The 16,491-nt window shown below is 50.2% G+C and carries 1 protein-coding gene; it reads left to right on the top strand.

Annotation, left to right across the window (positions count from 1 at the left end):
- Positions 1-47 precede the first annotated feature (47 nt).
- Positions 48-16,142, top strand: coding sequence for an SDR family NAD(P)-dependent oxidoreductase (locus GCU48_RS00940; protein WP_167518617.1), 16,095 nt, complete (start codon positions 48-50; stop codon positions 16,140-16,142).
- The last annotated feature ends 349 nt before the right edge of the window (positions 16,143-16,491 follow it).

Raw genomic sequence — 16,491 nt, 5'->3', positions numbered from 1 at the left:
AGAATGCTTTTGCAATGAAGTCAATCCATATTACGGGAGGGTTAAGCTTGGAAACATTAAAGGACATGACCCTATATCAGCTTAAAACCTTGTTTGGGGATACTACAAAAATGCAAGTGGATAGCATTGATGCTGAAGAGCCTTTGGAAAGCTATGGCATTGATTCGATTATGATCAATCGGCTTAACCAGAAGCTTGGCGATATCTTTGGGGAGCTTTCCAAGACCCTGTTCTATGAATACCAGACCTTGATGGAATTAGCGGAATATTTTATATCTGACTACCGGCAGGTGTGCGTGAAATGGACAGGATATGCAGACATGGCCGAATCCATACCTGAAGAACCTTCGGAAGAAGAGAGGTTCGATAACGAATTTCCAGTGCTGACTTCATTAAAGGCAGGCAGGAAGCAAACCCGCAGCTTTGCTGCTGCGGTAACGGACAGCGCAGCACGGGAACCTGTGGCGATTATAGGAATCAGCGGACGCTATCCCAAGGCCGGAAGCCTGCAGGAATATTGGGATAATCTGCAGCGGGGACAAGACTGCATCACGGAAATTCCAGAAGAACGCTGGTCCAAGGAAGGATTCTTCCATCCGGACCCCCAGGAGGCTGCAGTGCAGGGGAAAAGCTACAGCAAGTGGGGCGGATTTATAGACGGATTTGCGGAGTTTGACCCGATCTTCTTCAATATTACACCACGGGAAGCGCATAATATGGACCCCCAGGAACGGCTGTTTGTCCAATCCTGCTGGGAGGTGTTGGAGGATGCGGGATATACCCGGGAACGGATCAAATCACAATATAACGGCAAGGTGGGTGTCTTTGCGGGGATCACCAAGACCGGTTTTAATTTATACGGCCCGGAGCTATGGAAGCAGGGCGAGCAGATGCACCCGTACACTTCATTCAGCTCGGTAGCCAACCGGATTTCCTATTTGCTGAACCTGCAAGGTCCGAGCATGCCTATTGATACGATGTGCTCTTCGTCATTAACCGCCATTCATGAGGCGTGTGAGCATCTGTACCAGCAGGAATGTGAAATGGCGATTGCCGGAGGGGTTAACCTTTACCTGCATCCTTCCAGCTATGTTATATTGTGCGAACAGCAGATGCTTTCGGCCGACGGCCAGTGCAAGAGCTTTGGCAGCGGAGGCAACGGCTTTGTCCCGGGTGAAGGGGTGGGCTGCGTTCTGCTGAAGCCTTTGTCCAAGGCAGTCGCAGACGGGGATCATATTTATGCGGTGATCCGCAGCACCAGCATCAACCACGGGGGCAAGACGAACGGGTATACCGTGCCAAATCCGGTGGCCCAGGCCGAGCTGATTCGCACGGCGCTGGACAAGGCCGGAATCCATGCGCGGACCGTCAGTTATATTGAAGCCCATGGGACAGGAACGGCGCTGGGCGATCCGATAGAAATCACGGGGCTGACCCAGGCGTTTGGCAGAGATACCCAGGACAGCGGGTATTGTGCGATTGGATCGGTCAAATCCAATATCGGGCATTTGGAGGCGGCAGCGGGGATCGCGGGAGTGACTAAAATCCTGCTGCAAATGAAGCACGGGAAGCTTGCGCCCAGCTTGCATGCGAAGGAATTGAACCCCAATATCCAGTTCGCCAAGACGCCCTTTGCCGTGCAGCAGGAGCTTGCCGACTGGAAACGGCCGGTCGTAGATGGACAGGAGGTCCCAAGACGGGCGGGAATTTCCTCGTTTGGGGCCGGAGGCTCCAACGCGCACGTGGTGCTTGAGGAATATATTCCTGCACAGCAGGAAGCGGCCTCGGCTGCCGTTACCCCGGAGAAGCCGGCCATCATTGTGCTGTCGGCCAAGAATGAGGAAGGGCTGAAGGCGCAGGTCCAGAGATTGCTGGCCGCCATCGAGGAACAGCCATGGACGGATGCAGACCTTGCGGACATAGCCTACACTCTCCAGACAGGGCGCGAGGCCATGGAAGAGCGGCTGGGAGTGATTGTAGACAGCATCGGGCAGCTCAAGGCGAAGCTGTGGGGCTTTGCAGCGGGACAGGATGGGCTTGAGCATGTATATCGCGGGAAAGTCAAGCAAAATAAGGGAACCTCGGCTATTTTCACAGCGGATGAAGATATGCAAACAGCCATCGATTCCTGGCTGGTCAAAGGGAAATATTCGAAGCTGTTGGATTTATGGGTCAAGGGGGTCATGATCGACTGGAACAAGCTCTACGGCTCGGCTATGCGGAGAAAAGTCAGCCTTCCCACCTACCCTTTTGCAAAAGAACGCTATTGGATAGACAAAATCGGTGAACATAACGGCAATAACTGGCCAGCCTCTGCCGAAGCCTCCGTGATTCATCCTCTGCTGCACCGGAATACGTCCGACCTTTCGGAGCAACGCTTCAGTTCAACCTTCACGGGCAAGGAGCCTTTCGTGGAGAACGATGCGGCTAATGGGCAGCGAATGATCCCCGGAGCAGCGTACCTTGAGATGGCCCGGGCTGCGGTGGAGCATGGGGCGGGAGCATGGAGCGGGGAACAGGCCGGAATATGGCTAAAGGATATCGTTTGGGCTCAGCCTGCCGTTGTGGGGAATCAGCCGATTGAGCTTAACATTGGCCTGTTCCCGGAGGAGAACGGAGAGATTGCTTATGAGATATATAGTGATGAACCGGAAAAGGCAGATGCCAAGCAGCTCGTATACAGCCAGGGAATAGCAGTCCCCAGCCCGCTTCCTAAGGCCCCCGCCCTGGATCTGCAAGCGGTACAGCAGGCGTGCGGCAGAAGCCTCCTGTCAGCCGAAGGGCTTACAGCCGGAGCCGCCGGTCAAGATTTGACCCGCTATGGGATAGAGAGCGTGCATGCGGGGGAAGGGCAAATTCTGGCGAAGCTTGGTTTGCCGTCTCCTGCATGCGATTCGGAAAGCCGGTTCGTCCTTCATCCGGGGCTGATAAATGCGGCGTTAAGTGCAGCCGCCGCGCTGACAGCCGGTACAGTAGATGACAAGCCCCGCCTGCCATTGGCGCTTCAGGAGCTGGAGATTTTCAGCACATGCGCCCCGAATATGTGGGCGTTCATCCAGTACAGCAGTAGCGGGAAGGCAGAGGATACCAGGCAGAAATTCGATATTGACCTCTGCGATGACAACGGAACGGTTTGTGTACGGATGAAAGGAATAGAGCTGCACATAACGGATGAAGGGATGGAGCAGAGAGCCGCTAAGAGCCGTATGCATCCTTCGGCCCCATCTTTGGAAGCAAGTGATGAAGCGAATCAGAGGTTAACTGATACAGCTATTCAATACCTGAGCGGACTGATGTCGGAGATTACGCAAATTCCTGTAAACAGGCTGGATGCGGATGCGCCCTTTGACCAGTTGGGTTTGGACTCCATCCTGATTACCAGACTTAACCGGAAGATCGAGCAATGGACTGGAAAGCTGGAGGCCGCTTTATTTTATAAATATAACAGTATCCAGGCATTGGGAAATTACTTGACAGAGAACGATCCGGATGCGGTTTCCAAGCTGGTGGACAGACCCATAATCGAAGAACCCAAGTATGAAGCGCCGGCATATGCCAAAGAAATCCCTGTACTTGCTTCAATACGCTTCGCTGCCAGGGCTTCCCGAAACCGTAATTTTTCATCTGGTAAAAATAATGAGTATATTGATATTGCTGTAGTTGGGGTGGCTGGAAGATATCCAAATTCAAGAAATATAATGCAATTATGGGATAATATATATAATGGCAGGGACTGCATTACAGAGATTCCTTCAGACCGGTGGCCTCTGGAAGGATTTTACGAACCTGACCGGATCAAAGCCGTTGAAAGAGGACTCAGCTATAGTAAATGGGGAGGATTTTTAGACCACACGGATTGTTTTGACCCCTTGTTTTTTAATATTTCTCCAAAAGATGCGATGTTTATGGACCCGCAGGAGCGGCTGTTCCTGGAAGTGGCCTGGGAGTGCATGGAAGATGGAGGATACACGCGGGAATCGTTGAAAAAGGATGGATATGGAAATCGTATCGGCGTATTTGTAGGCGCAACGTTCAACAACTACCAGCTTTATATGGCCGAAGCAGCATACCGGGCCGGTCAGGATATGTTCATGGCGAACAGCCAGATCTTCTCGATTGCCAACCGTGTCTCTTATGTTATGAACTTTACAGGCCCAAGCCTGACCGTAGATACGGCCTGCGCATCCTCGCTCTATGCCGTTCATTTGGCTTGTGAAAGCATTCGTAACGGACAATCCAAAATGGCTATCGCCGGTGGAGTGAATTTATCTCTTCATCCCAGCAAGTATATTACACTGTCCCAGGGGCAATTCAATGCTGCGGATGGCAGATGCCGGGCCTTTTCTGAAGGCGGTACAGGTTATGTTCCGTCGGAGGCTGTAGGCGCAATTTTCTTGAAGCCGCTGAAGGATGCCATACAAGACGGGGATCAAATCTATGGTGTTATCAAAGGAACGGCTGTCAGCCACGGCGGAAGAACCAACGGGTATACCGTACCAAGCCCTGTCTCACAATCTTTGGCCATAGAAGAGGCTCTGCTGAGAAGTGAAATAGATCCTCGTACAATTAGCTGTATTGAAGCCCATGGAACAGGGACGGCTTTGGGAGATCCGATTGAGATCACCGGGCTGACGGATGTCTATAAAAAATATACAAATGAAACCGGATTTTGCGCGATTTCCTCCATTAAATCGAATATTGGACATGCAGAAGCTGCTGCGGGAATTGCGCAGGTTACCAAAATCCTATTACAACTGAAGCATCAAACACTTGTCAAAAATATAATGCACGGGGAAGGTCTAAATCCAAATATTGATTTTTCTAAAACTCCTTTTGTTGTACAGGAGAAGACAGAACATTGGAAACGGCCGGTAGTAGATGGACAGGAGGTTCCCAGACGGGCGGGAATCTCATCGTTTGGGGCCGGAGGCTCCAATGCGCACGTGGTGCTTGAAGAATATATTCCTGCACAGCAAGAAGCGGCCTCGGCTGCCGTTACCCCGGAGAAGCCGGCAATCATTGTGCTGTCGGCTAAGAATGAGGAACGGCTGAAGGAGCAGGTACAGAGATTGTTGGCCGCCATGGAGGAACAGCCATGGACGGAGGCAGACCTTCCAGATATAGCTTACACTCTCCAGACAGGGCGCGAGGCCATGGAAGAGCGGCTGGGAGTGATTGCAGACAGCATCGGGCAGCTCAAGGAGAAGCTGCGGAGCTTGGCGGCGGGACAGGATGGGATTGAGCATGTATACCGCGGAAAAGTCAAGCAAAATAAGGGGACCTCGGCTATTTTCACAGCGGATGAAGATATGCAAACAGCAATCGATTCCTGGATGATCAAAGGGAAATATTCGAAGCTTTTAGATTTGTGGGTCAAGGGAGTCATGATTGACTGGAACAAGCTCTACGGCTCGGCTAAACGGAGAAAAGTCAGCCTTCCTACCTACCCTTTTGCAAAAGAACGCTATTGGGTAGATAAAGTCGGTGAAAATAACGGCAATAACCGGGTGGCCCCTGCGGAGATCTCCGTGATTCATCCTCTGCTGCACCGGAATACGTCCGATCTTTCGGAACAAAGGTTCACTTCAACCTTCACGGGCAAGGAGTTTTTCGTGGAGAACGATGCGGCTAATGGGCAGAGGATTATACCCGGAGCAGCGTACCTTGAGATGGCCCGGGCTGCGGTGGAGCATGGGGCGGGAGCATGGAGCGAGGAACAGGCCGGAATACGGCTAAAGGATATCGTATGGGCTCAGCCTGCCGTTGTGGGGAATCAGCCGGTGCAGCTGAACATTGGCCTGTTCCCGGAGGAGAACGGAGAGATTGCTTATGAGATATATAGTGATGAACTAGAAAAGGCAGATGCCAAGCAGCTCGTATACAGCCAGGGGATAGCCGTCCCCTGCCCGCTTCCGAAAGCCCCGGCTCTGGATCTGCGAGCGGTACAGAAGGAGTGCAGCAGAAGCATCCTTTCAGCTGAAGGGCTTACAGCCGGAGCCGCCGGTCAAGATTTGACCCGCTATGGGATAGAGAGCGTACATGCGGGAGAAGGGCAGATCCTGGCAAGGCTTGGTTTACCGTCTCCGGCACCCGATACGGAAAGCCGGTTCGTCCTGCATCCGGGGCTGATGAATGCTGCGTTAAAGGCGTCTGCCGCGCTGACAGCCGGTACAGTCGATGACAAGCCCCGCCTGCCTTTGGCGCTTCAAGAGCTGGAGATTTTCAGCACATGCGCCCCGAATATGTGGGCGTTCATCCGGTACAGCAATGGCGGCAAGGCAGAGGATATCGATCAGAAATTCGATATTGACCTTTGTGATGACAACGGGACGGTTTGTGTACGGATGAAAGCACTTATAACCAGGTCTTTGAATGGAGCGGTGGGGCAGATTGAGCCAGCAGCGGCTATTGAAACACTTTTACTGGAGCCCGGCTGGAAAGAACAAGCGGCCATAGAGGGAACTGGGGATTCTGGCTACGGCAGCCGCTTAGTAGCGCTCTGCGAAATCGGCGGTATTTCGCGCGAGGACCTGGAGGGCAACATGCCGAAAGCCCAATGCCTGGTTCTACAATCCGCGCAAGAAGAACTGGATCAACGCTTTCAGGGGTATGCTGCACGAATATTTGACGAAGTGAAGAGTATCCTCAAGGCCAAGCCCAAGGAAAAGGCGCTTCTGCAGCTTGTAGCTCCAGCCCGGGGCCAGCAGCAGCTATTCCGTGCTCTGTCAGGGATCCTTTATACGGCGCAGTTTGAAAATCCCAAGGTTATGGGGCAGCTTATTGAAGTAGAACCGGGAGAAGATGCAGGAAGTCTTATAGCCAAGCTGAATGAGAATAGCCGCAGCCTGGCGGATAAGCAGGTTCAATATATAGACGGAAAGCGCCGGGTGGCTGTCTGGAGTGAAATCAGCGCGGGAGCATCCAGAGTGAAGCCGCTATGGAAGGACCATGGAATCTATTTGATTACGGGGGGCGCAGGAGGCCTCGGGCTTATATTTGCCGGCGAAATTGCCGGTCAAGCCAAGCATGCGACGCTGATTCTGACCGGCAGATCCCCGCTTAACGAAGACAAGCAGTCTGCGTTAAAGGCGCTTGAGGCCGCCGGTGCGCGAGTGGAATACCGGAGAGTCGATGTGGTCCGCAAAGAGGAAGTGGCGGCTTTAATCCAGGGCATTCGGAACGATTACGGAGCCCTCCACGGAATTATTCACGGCGCAGGAATCATCCGGGATAATTTCATCCTGAGAAAAACCAAGGAGGAGCTGCAAGCTGTAATGGCTCCCAAGGTCAGCGGACTGGTCAACCTGGATGAAGCCAGCCGGGACTTGCCGCTGGACTTCTTCATTTTCTTCTCATCCATGACCGGGGCTGTCGGCAATGTCGGCCAGGCGGATTATGCTATGGCTAATGCGTTCATGGATGCCTATGCAGGCTACCGGAACAGCCTGGTGCTGTTAAAGCAGCGCCAGGGACGGACACTCTCCGTCAATTGGCCCTTATGGAAAGAGGGCGGAATGCATGTGGATGAAGAGACCGAGAAGGTGATGATGAAGGATTTCGGGATTGCCCCCATGCGGACGCAGACCGGCGTTCAGGCGCTATACCATGCCTTTGCCTCCGGGAGTGACCGGGTCATGGTCATGGAGGGGAATCCGGTACGGTTAAAGGAAAAATTTCTGCCGGATTCTCCAGCTTATTCGGAAGCTCAGAATGGAGCTTTGCCGGAGCAAGTGCGGGAGGATTGCATAAGAAGAGTCGCCCGGCTGCTGCAAACGGGGACCGAGGACATTGACCCTGATGCAGAGTGGAATGACTATGGGCTGGATGTGGTGGCCCTGACCGGACTGGTTAACGAATTGAACCAAGCGTATGGACTCGACTGGACCTATGACATCTTTCTTGAATATCCGACCCTCCGCAGCCTGGCAGACGATCTGCTGGAAACCTGCAAGGGCCGCTTGCCCCGTTCAGTGGAAGGGGACGCTTCAAGTGCGCCTGCTGCTCAAGCTGTTTCGGCTTCGGCTATTGACACGGAACTATTGAAGGAAAAGACGCTGCACCAGCTCAAGGTTATGTTCGGCGACATTACCAAAATGCGTGTGGACAGCATTGATGGGGAAGAGTCTCTGGAGAGCTATGGCATTGACTCGATTATGATCAATCAGCTGAACCAGAAGCTGGGGGATATCTTTGGGGAGCTTTCCAAGACGCTGTTCTATGAATACCGGACCTTGCTGGAACTGGCGGAGTATCTGGTGTCCGACCACTCCCCGGGGTGCTTAAAATGGACGGGGCTGACCGAGCGGGTACAAGCCCTGCCAGAGCGGGTACAAGCCCTGCCGCCGCATGCGGCACAGGGGAATTTCGATCACGAACTCCCTGTACTGGCTTCACGGAAGGCCGGCAGAAGGAAGGCACGCAGCTTTACTGCTGGAGCGCCCGCCGCTGCCGCGCGGGAGCCTGTGGCGATTATAGGGATCAGCGGACGCTATCCCAAGGCCGGAAGCCTGCAGGAATATTGGGACAATCTGCGGCGGGGACAAGACTGCATCACGGAAATTCCGGAGGAACGCTGGTCCAAGGAAGGGTTCTTCCAGCCGGACCCCCAGGAGGCGGCAGCGCAGGGGAAAAGCTACAGCAAGTGGGGCGGCTTTATAGACGGATTCGCGGAGTTTGACCCGCTCTTCTTCAACATATCACCGCTAGAAGCCCATAACATGGACCCGCAGGAACGGCTGTTTGTCCAATCCTGCTGGGAGGTATTGGAGGATGCGGGCTATACCCGGGAGCAGATCCGGTCGCAATATAACGGGAAGGTGGGCGTCTTCGCGGGGATTACCAAGACCGGCTACGATTTATACGGCCCGGATTTATGGAAGCAGGGCGAGAGGGTATTTCCGCATACGTCATTCAGCTCGGTAGCCAACCGGATTTCCTATTTGCTGAACCTGCAAGGTCCCAGCATGCCCATTGATACGATGTGCTCTTCGTCATTAACCGCCATTCATGAGGCGTGTGAGCATCTGTATCAGCAGGAGTGCGAAATGGCGGTTGCCGGGGGGGTTAACCTTTACCTGCATCCTTCCAGCTATGTTGGATTATGCGCCCAGCAAATGCTTTCGGCCGACGGCCAGTGCAAGAGCTTTGGCAGCGGAGGCAACGGCTTTGTCCCGGGTGAAGGGGTGGGCTGCGTTCTGCTGAAGCCTTTGTCCAAGGCAGTCGCAGACGGGGATCATATTTATGCGGTGATCCGCAGCACCAGCATCAACCACGGGGGCAAGACGAACGGGTATACCGTGCCAAATCCGGTGGCCCAGGCCGAGCTGATTCGCACGGCGCTGGACAAGGCCGGAATCCATGCGCGGACCGTCAGTTATATTGAAGCCCATGGGACAGGAACGGCGCTGGGCGATCCGATAGAAATTACGGGGCTGACCCAGGCGTTTGGCAGAGATACCCAAGACAGCGGGTATTGTGCGATTGGATCGGTCAAATCCAATATCGGGCATTTGGAGGCGGCAGCGGGGATCGCGGGAGTGACTAAAATCCTGCTGCAAATGAAGCACGGGAAGCTTGCGCCCAGCCTGCATGCGAAGGAATTGAACCCCAATATCCAGTTTGCCAAGACGCCCTTTGCCGTGCAGCAGGAGCTTGCCGACTGGAAACGGCCGGTCGTGGATGGACAGGAGGTCCCAAGACGGGCGGGAATTTCCTCGTTTGGGGCCGGAGGCTCCAACGCGCACGTGGTGCTTGAGGAATATATTCCTGCACAGCAGGAAGCGGCCTCGGCTGCCGTTACCCCGGAGAAGCCGGCCATCATTGTGCTGTCGGCCAAGAATGAGGAAGGGCTGAAGGCGCAGGTCCAGAGATTGCTGGCCGCCATCGAGGAACAGCCATGGACGGAGGGCGACCTTGCGGACATAGCTTACACCCTCCAGACAGGGCGCGAGGCCATGGAAGAGCGGCTGGGAGTACTGGCAGACAGCATCGGGCAGCTCAAGGCGAAGCTGTGGGGCTTTGCAGCCGGACAGGATGGAATTGAGAACCTGTACAGAGGGCAGGTAAAACGTAATAAAGATACATTGGCTGCTTTGGCTGTAGATGAAGAGATGCAGGAAACGATTGAGAAATGGATTCAACGTGGAAAGTACGGGAAAATTGCAGATCTATGGACGAAAAGTTTAGCTTTTGATTGGAACAAGCTCTACGGCTCGGCTAAACGCAGAAGAGTCAGCCTTCCCACCTACCCGTTTGCAAAGGAACGCTACTGGATCGATGGAATCGGTGAACATAACGGCAATAACCGGGCGGTCCCTACGGTAGAGACCTCTGTGATTCATCCTCTGCTGCACCGGAATACGTCCGACCTGCTGGAGCAGAGATTTACTTCAACCTTCACGGGCAAGGAGTTTTTCCTGGAAAGCCATGTTGTTAAGGGACAGCGGGTGTTACCCGGAGTCGCCTATCTTGAGATGGCCCGGGCTGCGGTTGAGCATGGGGCAGGGGCATTGATGGAAGAGGATACAGGGATAAGACTAAAGAACATCGTTTGGGTCCGGCCTATTATTGCGGGAGCCCAGCCGGTTCAAATCCACATCGGCCTGTTCCCGGAGAAGGACGGAGAGATTTCCTATGAAATCTATAGTGACTTCAGCGACAAGGAACCGATCATATACAGCCAGGGCCATGCGGTGCTGAATGTGGTTAAAGAAATCACAACCCTGAATTTAACTGCCTTGCAGCAACAGTGCAATCAAGGAACTTTTACATCCGCCCAATGCTATGAAGCTTTCCGCGCTATAGGGTTTGACTATGGTCCGGGGCATCAAGCAATAGAAAATGTATATATGGGATCTGGTCAATTGCTTGCAAAACTATCTTTGCCTCCATCTGTTTCTGCTACGCGAGGTCAGTTTGTCATTCATCCAAGTTTGGCAGATGCTGCTTTACAGACATCAATGTGCTTAATGATGGGTTCACATGAGCTTAAGACAGCGGTACCCTTTGCTTTAGACGAAATCGAAATATTTGGAAGCAATACCGCTTCTATGTGGGCTTTTGTCAGGTACAGCAGGGGCAGCGAAGAAGGAGACAAGATCAGGAAGCTTGATGTTGACTTGTGTGATGATAACGGGAATATTTATATGAAATTGAGAGGATTTACCTCCAGAGTGTTTGAAGGTGATGCGGATTCTGAAGGAGCTTCAGTAAATACCGGTACTTTAATGCTAAAGCCCGGCTGGAATGAACAACAGGTTCTGCAAGGGGGCTTGGCACCTGTTTATGGCCAACATGTAGTTATACTTTGCGGGCAGGATGAAGCAGCCAGGGAAAAAATTGAAGCTCATATAAACGGAGTTCAGTGTATGATTTTGCAGTCTCAACAGAGCAACATAGATGAACTGTTCCAGATATATACTGTAGAGATCTTTGAAAAAATTCAAAGCATTCTGAAAGAAAGACCTAAGGATATGGTGCTGATCCAGGTTGTTGTTCCTGCCAGGGAGGAGCTGCAATTTTTATCCGGTTTAACCGGTCTTCTAAAAACGGCGCAGTTAGAGAATCCGAAGCTTATAGGGCAGTTAATTGAAGTAGAATCATGGGAAGGTTCAGAAGGAATACTTGAGAAACTGAAAGAGAACAGCCGCAGCCCGGTTGATACTCGCATACGATATCAGGAAGGTAAACGGTTCGTTACGGCCTGGAGCGAAATCGAAGCTATCCGCGAAACAGCGGAACTTCCATGGAAGGATAGGGGCATATACCTAGTTACAGGTGGTGCCGGCGGCTTGGGACTTATCTTTGCCAAAGAAATTGCAAACAAAGTAAAGAATCCTACACTGATTCTCACCGGACGATCCCTGCTTGGCGCGATCAAACAGGCTAAGCTTGACGAATTAAAGGCTCTGGATGCCAGAGTTGAATACAGGCAACTGGATGTGACTCAAAGAGAGGATGTTATTGATTTCATACGAAGCGTCCAGGCGGAATTCGGAGGCATCAACGGAATCATACACAGTGCTGGTGTAATCAAAGACAATTTCATACTAAGAAAAAATAAAGCAGATCTGCTAGAGGTTCTGAAGCCTAAAGTTAGCGGGCTGTTGAATCTGGATCACGCGAGCATGGAACTGCCGCTTGATTTCTTCATTCTATTCTCATCGACAGCAGGGTGCTTTGGCAATGTAGGCCAGGCTGACTATGCTGTAGCTAATGCTTTTATGGATGCCTATGCCAGATATCGAAATACTTTAACATTATCGAAGCAACGGCAAGGTCAAACCTTATCTATCAACTGGCCACTGTGGAAAGATGGCGGCATGAGTGTCAACGCAGAAATTGAAAAAACATCGGAACAAAACAAAGGTATAGTTGCCATGCAAACCAAAACCGGAATTCAAGCTTTATATAAAGGCTTAGCTTCGGGCGAACCGCAGGTGATGGTTATTGAAGGTGATATTAGACGTTTTCAGGAAACACTCGAAAGACAGTTGCCTCTAGCGGAGGTTGTAACAACGAAGCCTGCTGTAGAAGCGACAAAAGGAGAACCTGTAATAGAACAACATTTGCTTCATGAGAAAGCTGTAAATTACTTTAAAACCCTGCTTTCATCAGTGATTAAACTGCCTCCTCACCGTATTGAGGCAGATGCCCCTATGGAAAAATACGGCATAGACTCAATCATGGCAATGGAATTGACTAATAAATTGGAAAAGCCTTTTGGTTCATTATCCAGAACATTGTTTTTTGAATATCAAAGCATTCAAGAATTAACCGGGCATTTCCTTGAATCCCATCTGGATAAATTAATAGAACTTTTAGGAATTAAAGAGAATGCCATTGAGGACGGCAAAAATTCAAAGAAAAATGTTGCTGAGCCAGAGCCTGTAAAGCAATTGTTCAATAGTCACAGAAGGCTGAGGTTTACTTCCTCACGTATGAAATCGAAGCCGGAAAAATTACCTGAGGATAATGATATTGCTATCATAGGACTTTCAGGGCGTTATCCCGGAGCAAAAAATATTCAAGAATTCTGGAATAACCTGAGGGACGGGAAGGATTGCATTACAGAAATTCCTGGTGATCGTTGGGACCACAGTCTTTACTTTGATGAGGCTAGGAACACCATTGGAAAAACATACTGTAAATGGGGAGGATTTATTGAAGACATAGATAAATTTGATCCTTTATTCTTCAATATTTCGCCAAGGGAAGCGGAAATTATAGATCCTTTGGACCGCCTGTTTCTGGAGACAGTCTGGAATGCACTGGAAACCTGCGGATATACCCGTGAGAATTTACAACGCCTGTATCAGGCTAACGTCGGAGTTTTTGCCGGTGCGATGTATCATCAATACCATTCTTTTGATTTGGACATTTCCAAAGAATCAGCAATGGCAATATCATCCTACAGCTCCATTGCAAATAGGGTTTCTCACTTTTTCAACTTTCAGGGACCGAGTGTAGCGATTGATACGATGTGTTCTTCTGCCACGATCGCCATTCATATGGCTTGTGAAAGTCTTATAAAAGGTGAATGCCAATTGGCAATAGCCGGAGGTGCTAATCTTTCCATTCACCCTAGGAAATATTTGGGATTGAGCCAGGTGCAAATGCTTGGCAGTCATACAGACAGCAGATCTTTTGGTAAGGGTGATGGTTATCTACCTTCGGAAGGTGTTGGGGTAGTGCTGTTAAAGCCGCTGTCAAAGGCAAGAATGGACGGAGACTCCATTCTGGCTGTGATTAAATCAACATCAACCAATCATGGAGGACATACTAACGGATTCTCAGTTCCTAATCCGAACGCACAGGCTCAGTTGATTGAAAATAACTTTACAAAATCAGGGATTGATCCCCGTACAGTCAGCTATGTTGAAGCTGCGGCCAATGGGTCGGCATTAGGGGATCCTATCGAAATTACTGCCTTAAATAACGCTTTTCGTAAGTTTACAACCGATCAACAGTTTTGTGTAATCGGGTCTGTAAAATCCAATATTGGGCATCCGGAGGCTGTATCGGGAATGGCACAACTGACGAAGGTTATTTTGCAATTGCAGCATAAGAAATTGGTTCCGTCCATTAAGGTAGATCCGTTAAACCCTAATATCAACCTTGATCATACTCCATTTTATCTGCAAAAAGAGTTAATAGATTGGAAAAGACCAGTAATAACGATGGACGGAGTAGAACAGGAGTATCCAAGGCGTGCAACTGTAAGTTCCTTTGGAGCAGGCGGATCGAATGCACATTTAATTATCGAAGAGTATCAGCCTGAACAGGAGGATGTGGATGTAGCTCCAGGCCAGGATTCATCCTCCCCTGAGCAGCTCATGGTCTTCTCAGCCAAGAATGCGGTCCGGCTTCAGCTCGTTGTCCGGCAAATGCTGGAATTCCTGCGCCTTCAAGACGGATACCGTTTATCCGACATTGCCCATACCCTTCAAGCAGGGCGGGAAGCCATGGAGTGCCGATTGGCAATGGTAGTAAGCAGCCGTGAAGAGTTGATCGAGGGTATGGAGGCGTACTTGAAATCCGTAACTGATCATTCAGGAATAAATGCCTCTGTTCCTATGTATACGGGGAATTATGAAGCGGATATTTCAGCAGGAATCAGAAGCCTGCTCTCAGGAAAACTGGAGGAGGTCTTGCTGCAAGAACTTATAGCCGAGAATAACCTTGAGAAGCTGGCACTATGCTGGGTACAAGGAAGTAAAATTCCTTGGGAGCTGTTGCACAGCGGTAAAGGTGCGCGAATAGTAGCATTGCCGACCTATCCCTTTGAGAAACGGCGCTGCTGGGCAGAGCATCAGAAGGCTACAGGGCTGAGCGTTAAGCTTGAAGTGCCTGAAGAAGTCGCAAATGAGGATACCGCAACAGAATTTGAATCTCTTTCAGACCAAGTAATGGATATACTGTCCATTGTGCTGGGAATGAGTCCGTCAGAACTGGATATCAATAAGCCCTTGGAGCAATACGGATTTGATTCGATATTGCTGATGTCATTATTTCAACAACTGCAATCCAGGATGGAATTCTCAGTTACTTTGGACAATTTACGTGAAAGTAGAACGGCTCAGGATATTGTGAACATTTTGAAGGAAAAAAGTGCAGGAGTACATGAGCAGACTTCGATTCCTAAGGTAACAATTATCGTTCCAAAAGATTTATCCGAATATCCGGAAATAATTCACCTCAACGAGAGCGTGCATGGGCAGCCTGTGTTCTGGTTTCACCCGGGATTGGGTGGAGTAGAATCCTATCAGGGCATTGCCCGGAATTCACAAAGGCCATTCTATGGAATTCAGGCGCGTGGGTGGATGTCCGAAAGGGAGCCGCTGCAAGGGATATCCTCTATGGCTGAATACTACATTCAAATCATTCAGGCCGTGCAACCGGAAGGACCCTATGATCTAGGCGGGTATTCGCTGGGGGGAGATATTGCATATGAAGTTACACGAAAATTGCAAAAAATGGGACAAAAAGTAAATACTATTGTTATGCTGGACACACTGGATAGCAATGCATTAAATGCGTTAAAAAACAGTGATAAAGATTTAATTCTGCAAACAATAAACGTCGCCCTCATTTCTGCAATGAAGCAAAAATCAGATGAGCCGCCTATGTTAATCCATCGCGATGAAACCAATTTAGAATTAAGTGATGAAGTCTATTTAAATGAGCTTATTGAACTTGCAAAGAGCCGCGGATTGAATAAAACTACTGCACAATTACACAAAATGATACAAAAACATTTAGATATTCAAAAATCCTATAAATTGGATAAATTTTCCGTTTTGCCATTATTATATCCGGAAGAAGTGACATGCTACTATTTCCGTAACAAGGGCGGGAAGGTTTATGGTGACCTGGAGCCCTATGCTTCTACAGTGCCTAATTTTTCACAGGCTGTAGATGGCTCAAAATACTGGGGAGACTGGGAACGGGAAATTCCAAAACTTTATATGATTGATGTGGATCCTAGCTGCCATATGACCATTTTTGATGAGCCGAATGTCTATGAAAAGATTCTTAAATTGTGTAAAAAATTATATTTTAAAAAGGTAGTTTCCGATAGGTACCTCAAGAATTTGATTGAAAATTTACAGTTAAGCGGTACTGGAAGTAAAGCTCCAGTATAATCAGTATTTAATGAATGGATTTAAGGTTCCCTGGCGGCAGAACGAGGGCCAGATAGGGTGTACACCGGAGCGGAGCGGGCCTGGAGCCTGCTTCGCCCATTCGGGAACGCCAGGCCTGCCAGAGGCTCTGGGTTAATCCCGGCACAACCGTTTGCGAGATCGACAGGTTAAAGTTTATATTTTTTATTTACAAACAATGAAAAATCTGGTATTGTGAATAAAGGAGCTTCGACGGGAGAATGCCAAGACCGACGTCATCTTCGGCATCGACCGGCCGGACACTACTGGTTTACCCCATCGGAATTTTTGCTAAATACGCCAGTCCCACCCCAGATGACCGCATGATTTA

The sequence above is a fragment of the Paenibacillus brasilensis genome (assembly GCF_009363115.1).
GTDB classification, from domain to species: Bacteria; Bacillota; Bacilli; order Paenibacillales; family Paenibacillaceae; genus Paenibacillus; species Paenibacillus brasilensis.
The sequence above is the reverse complement of the archived record's forward strand: the minus strand, read 5'-3'. Positions and strand labels throughout refer to the sequence as shown.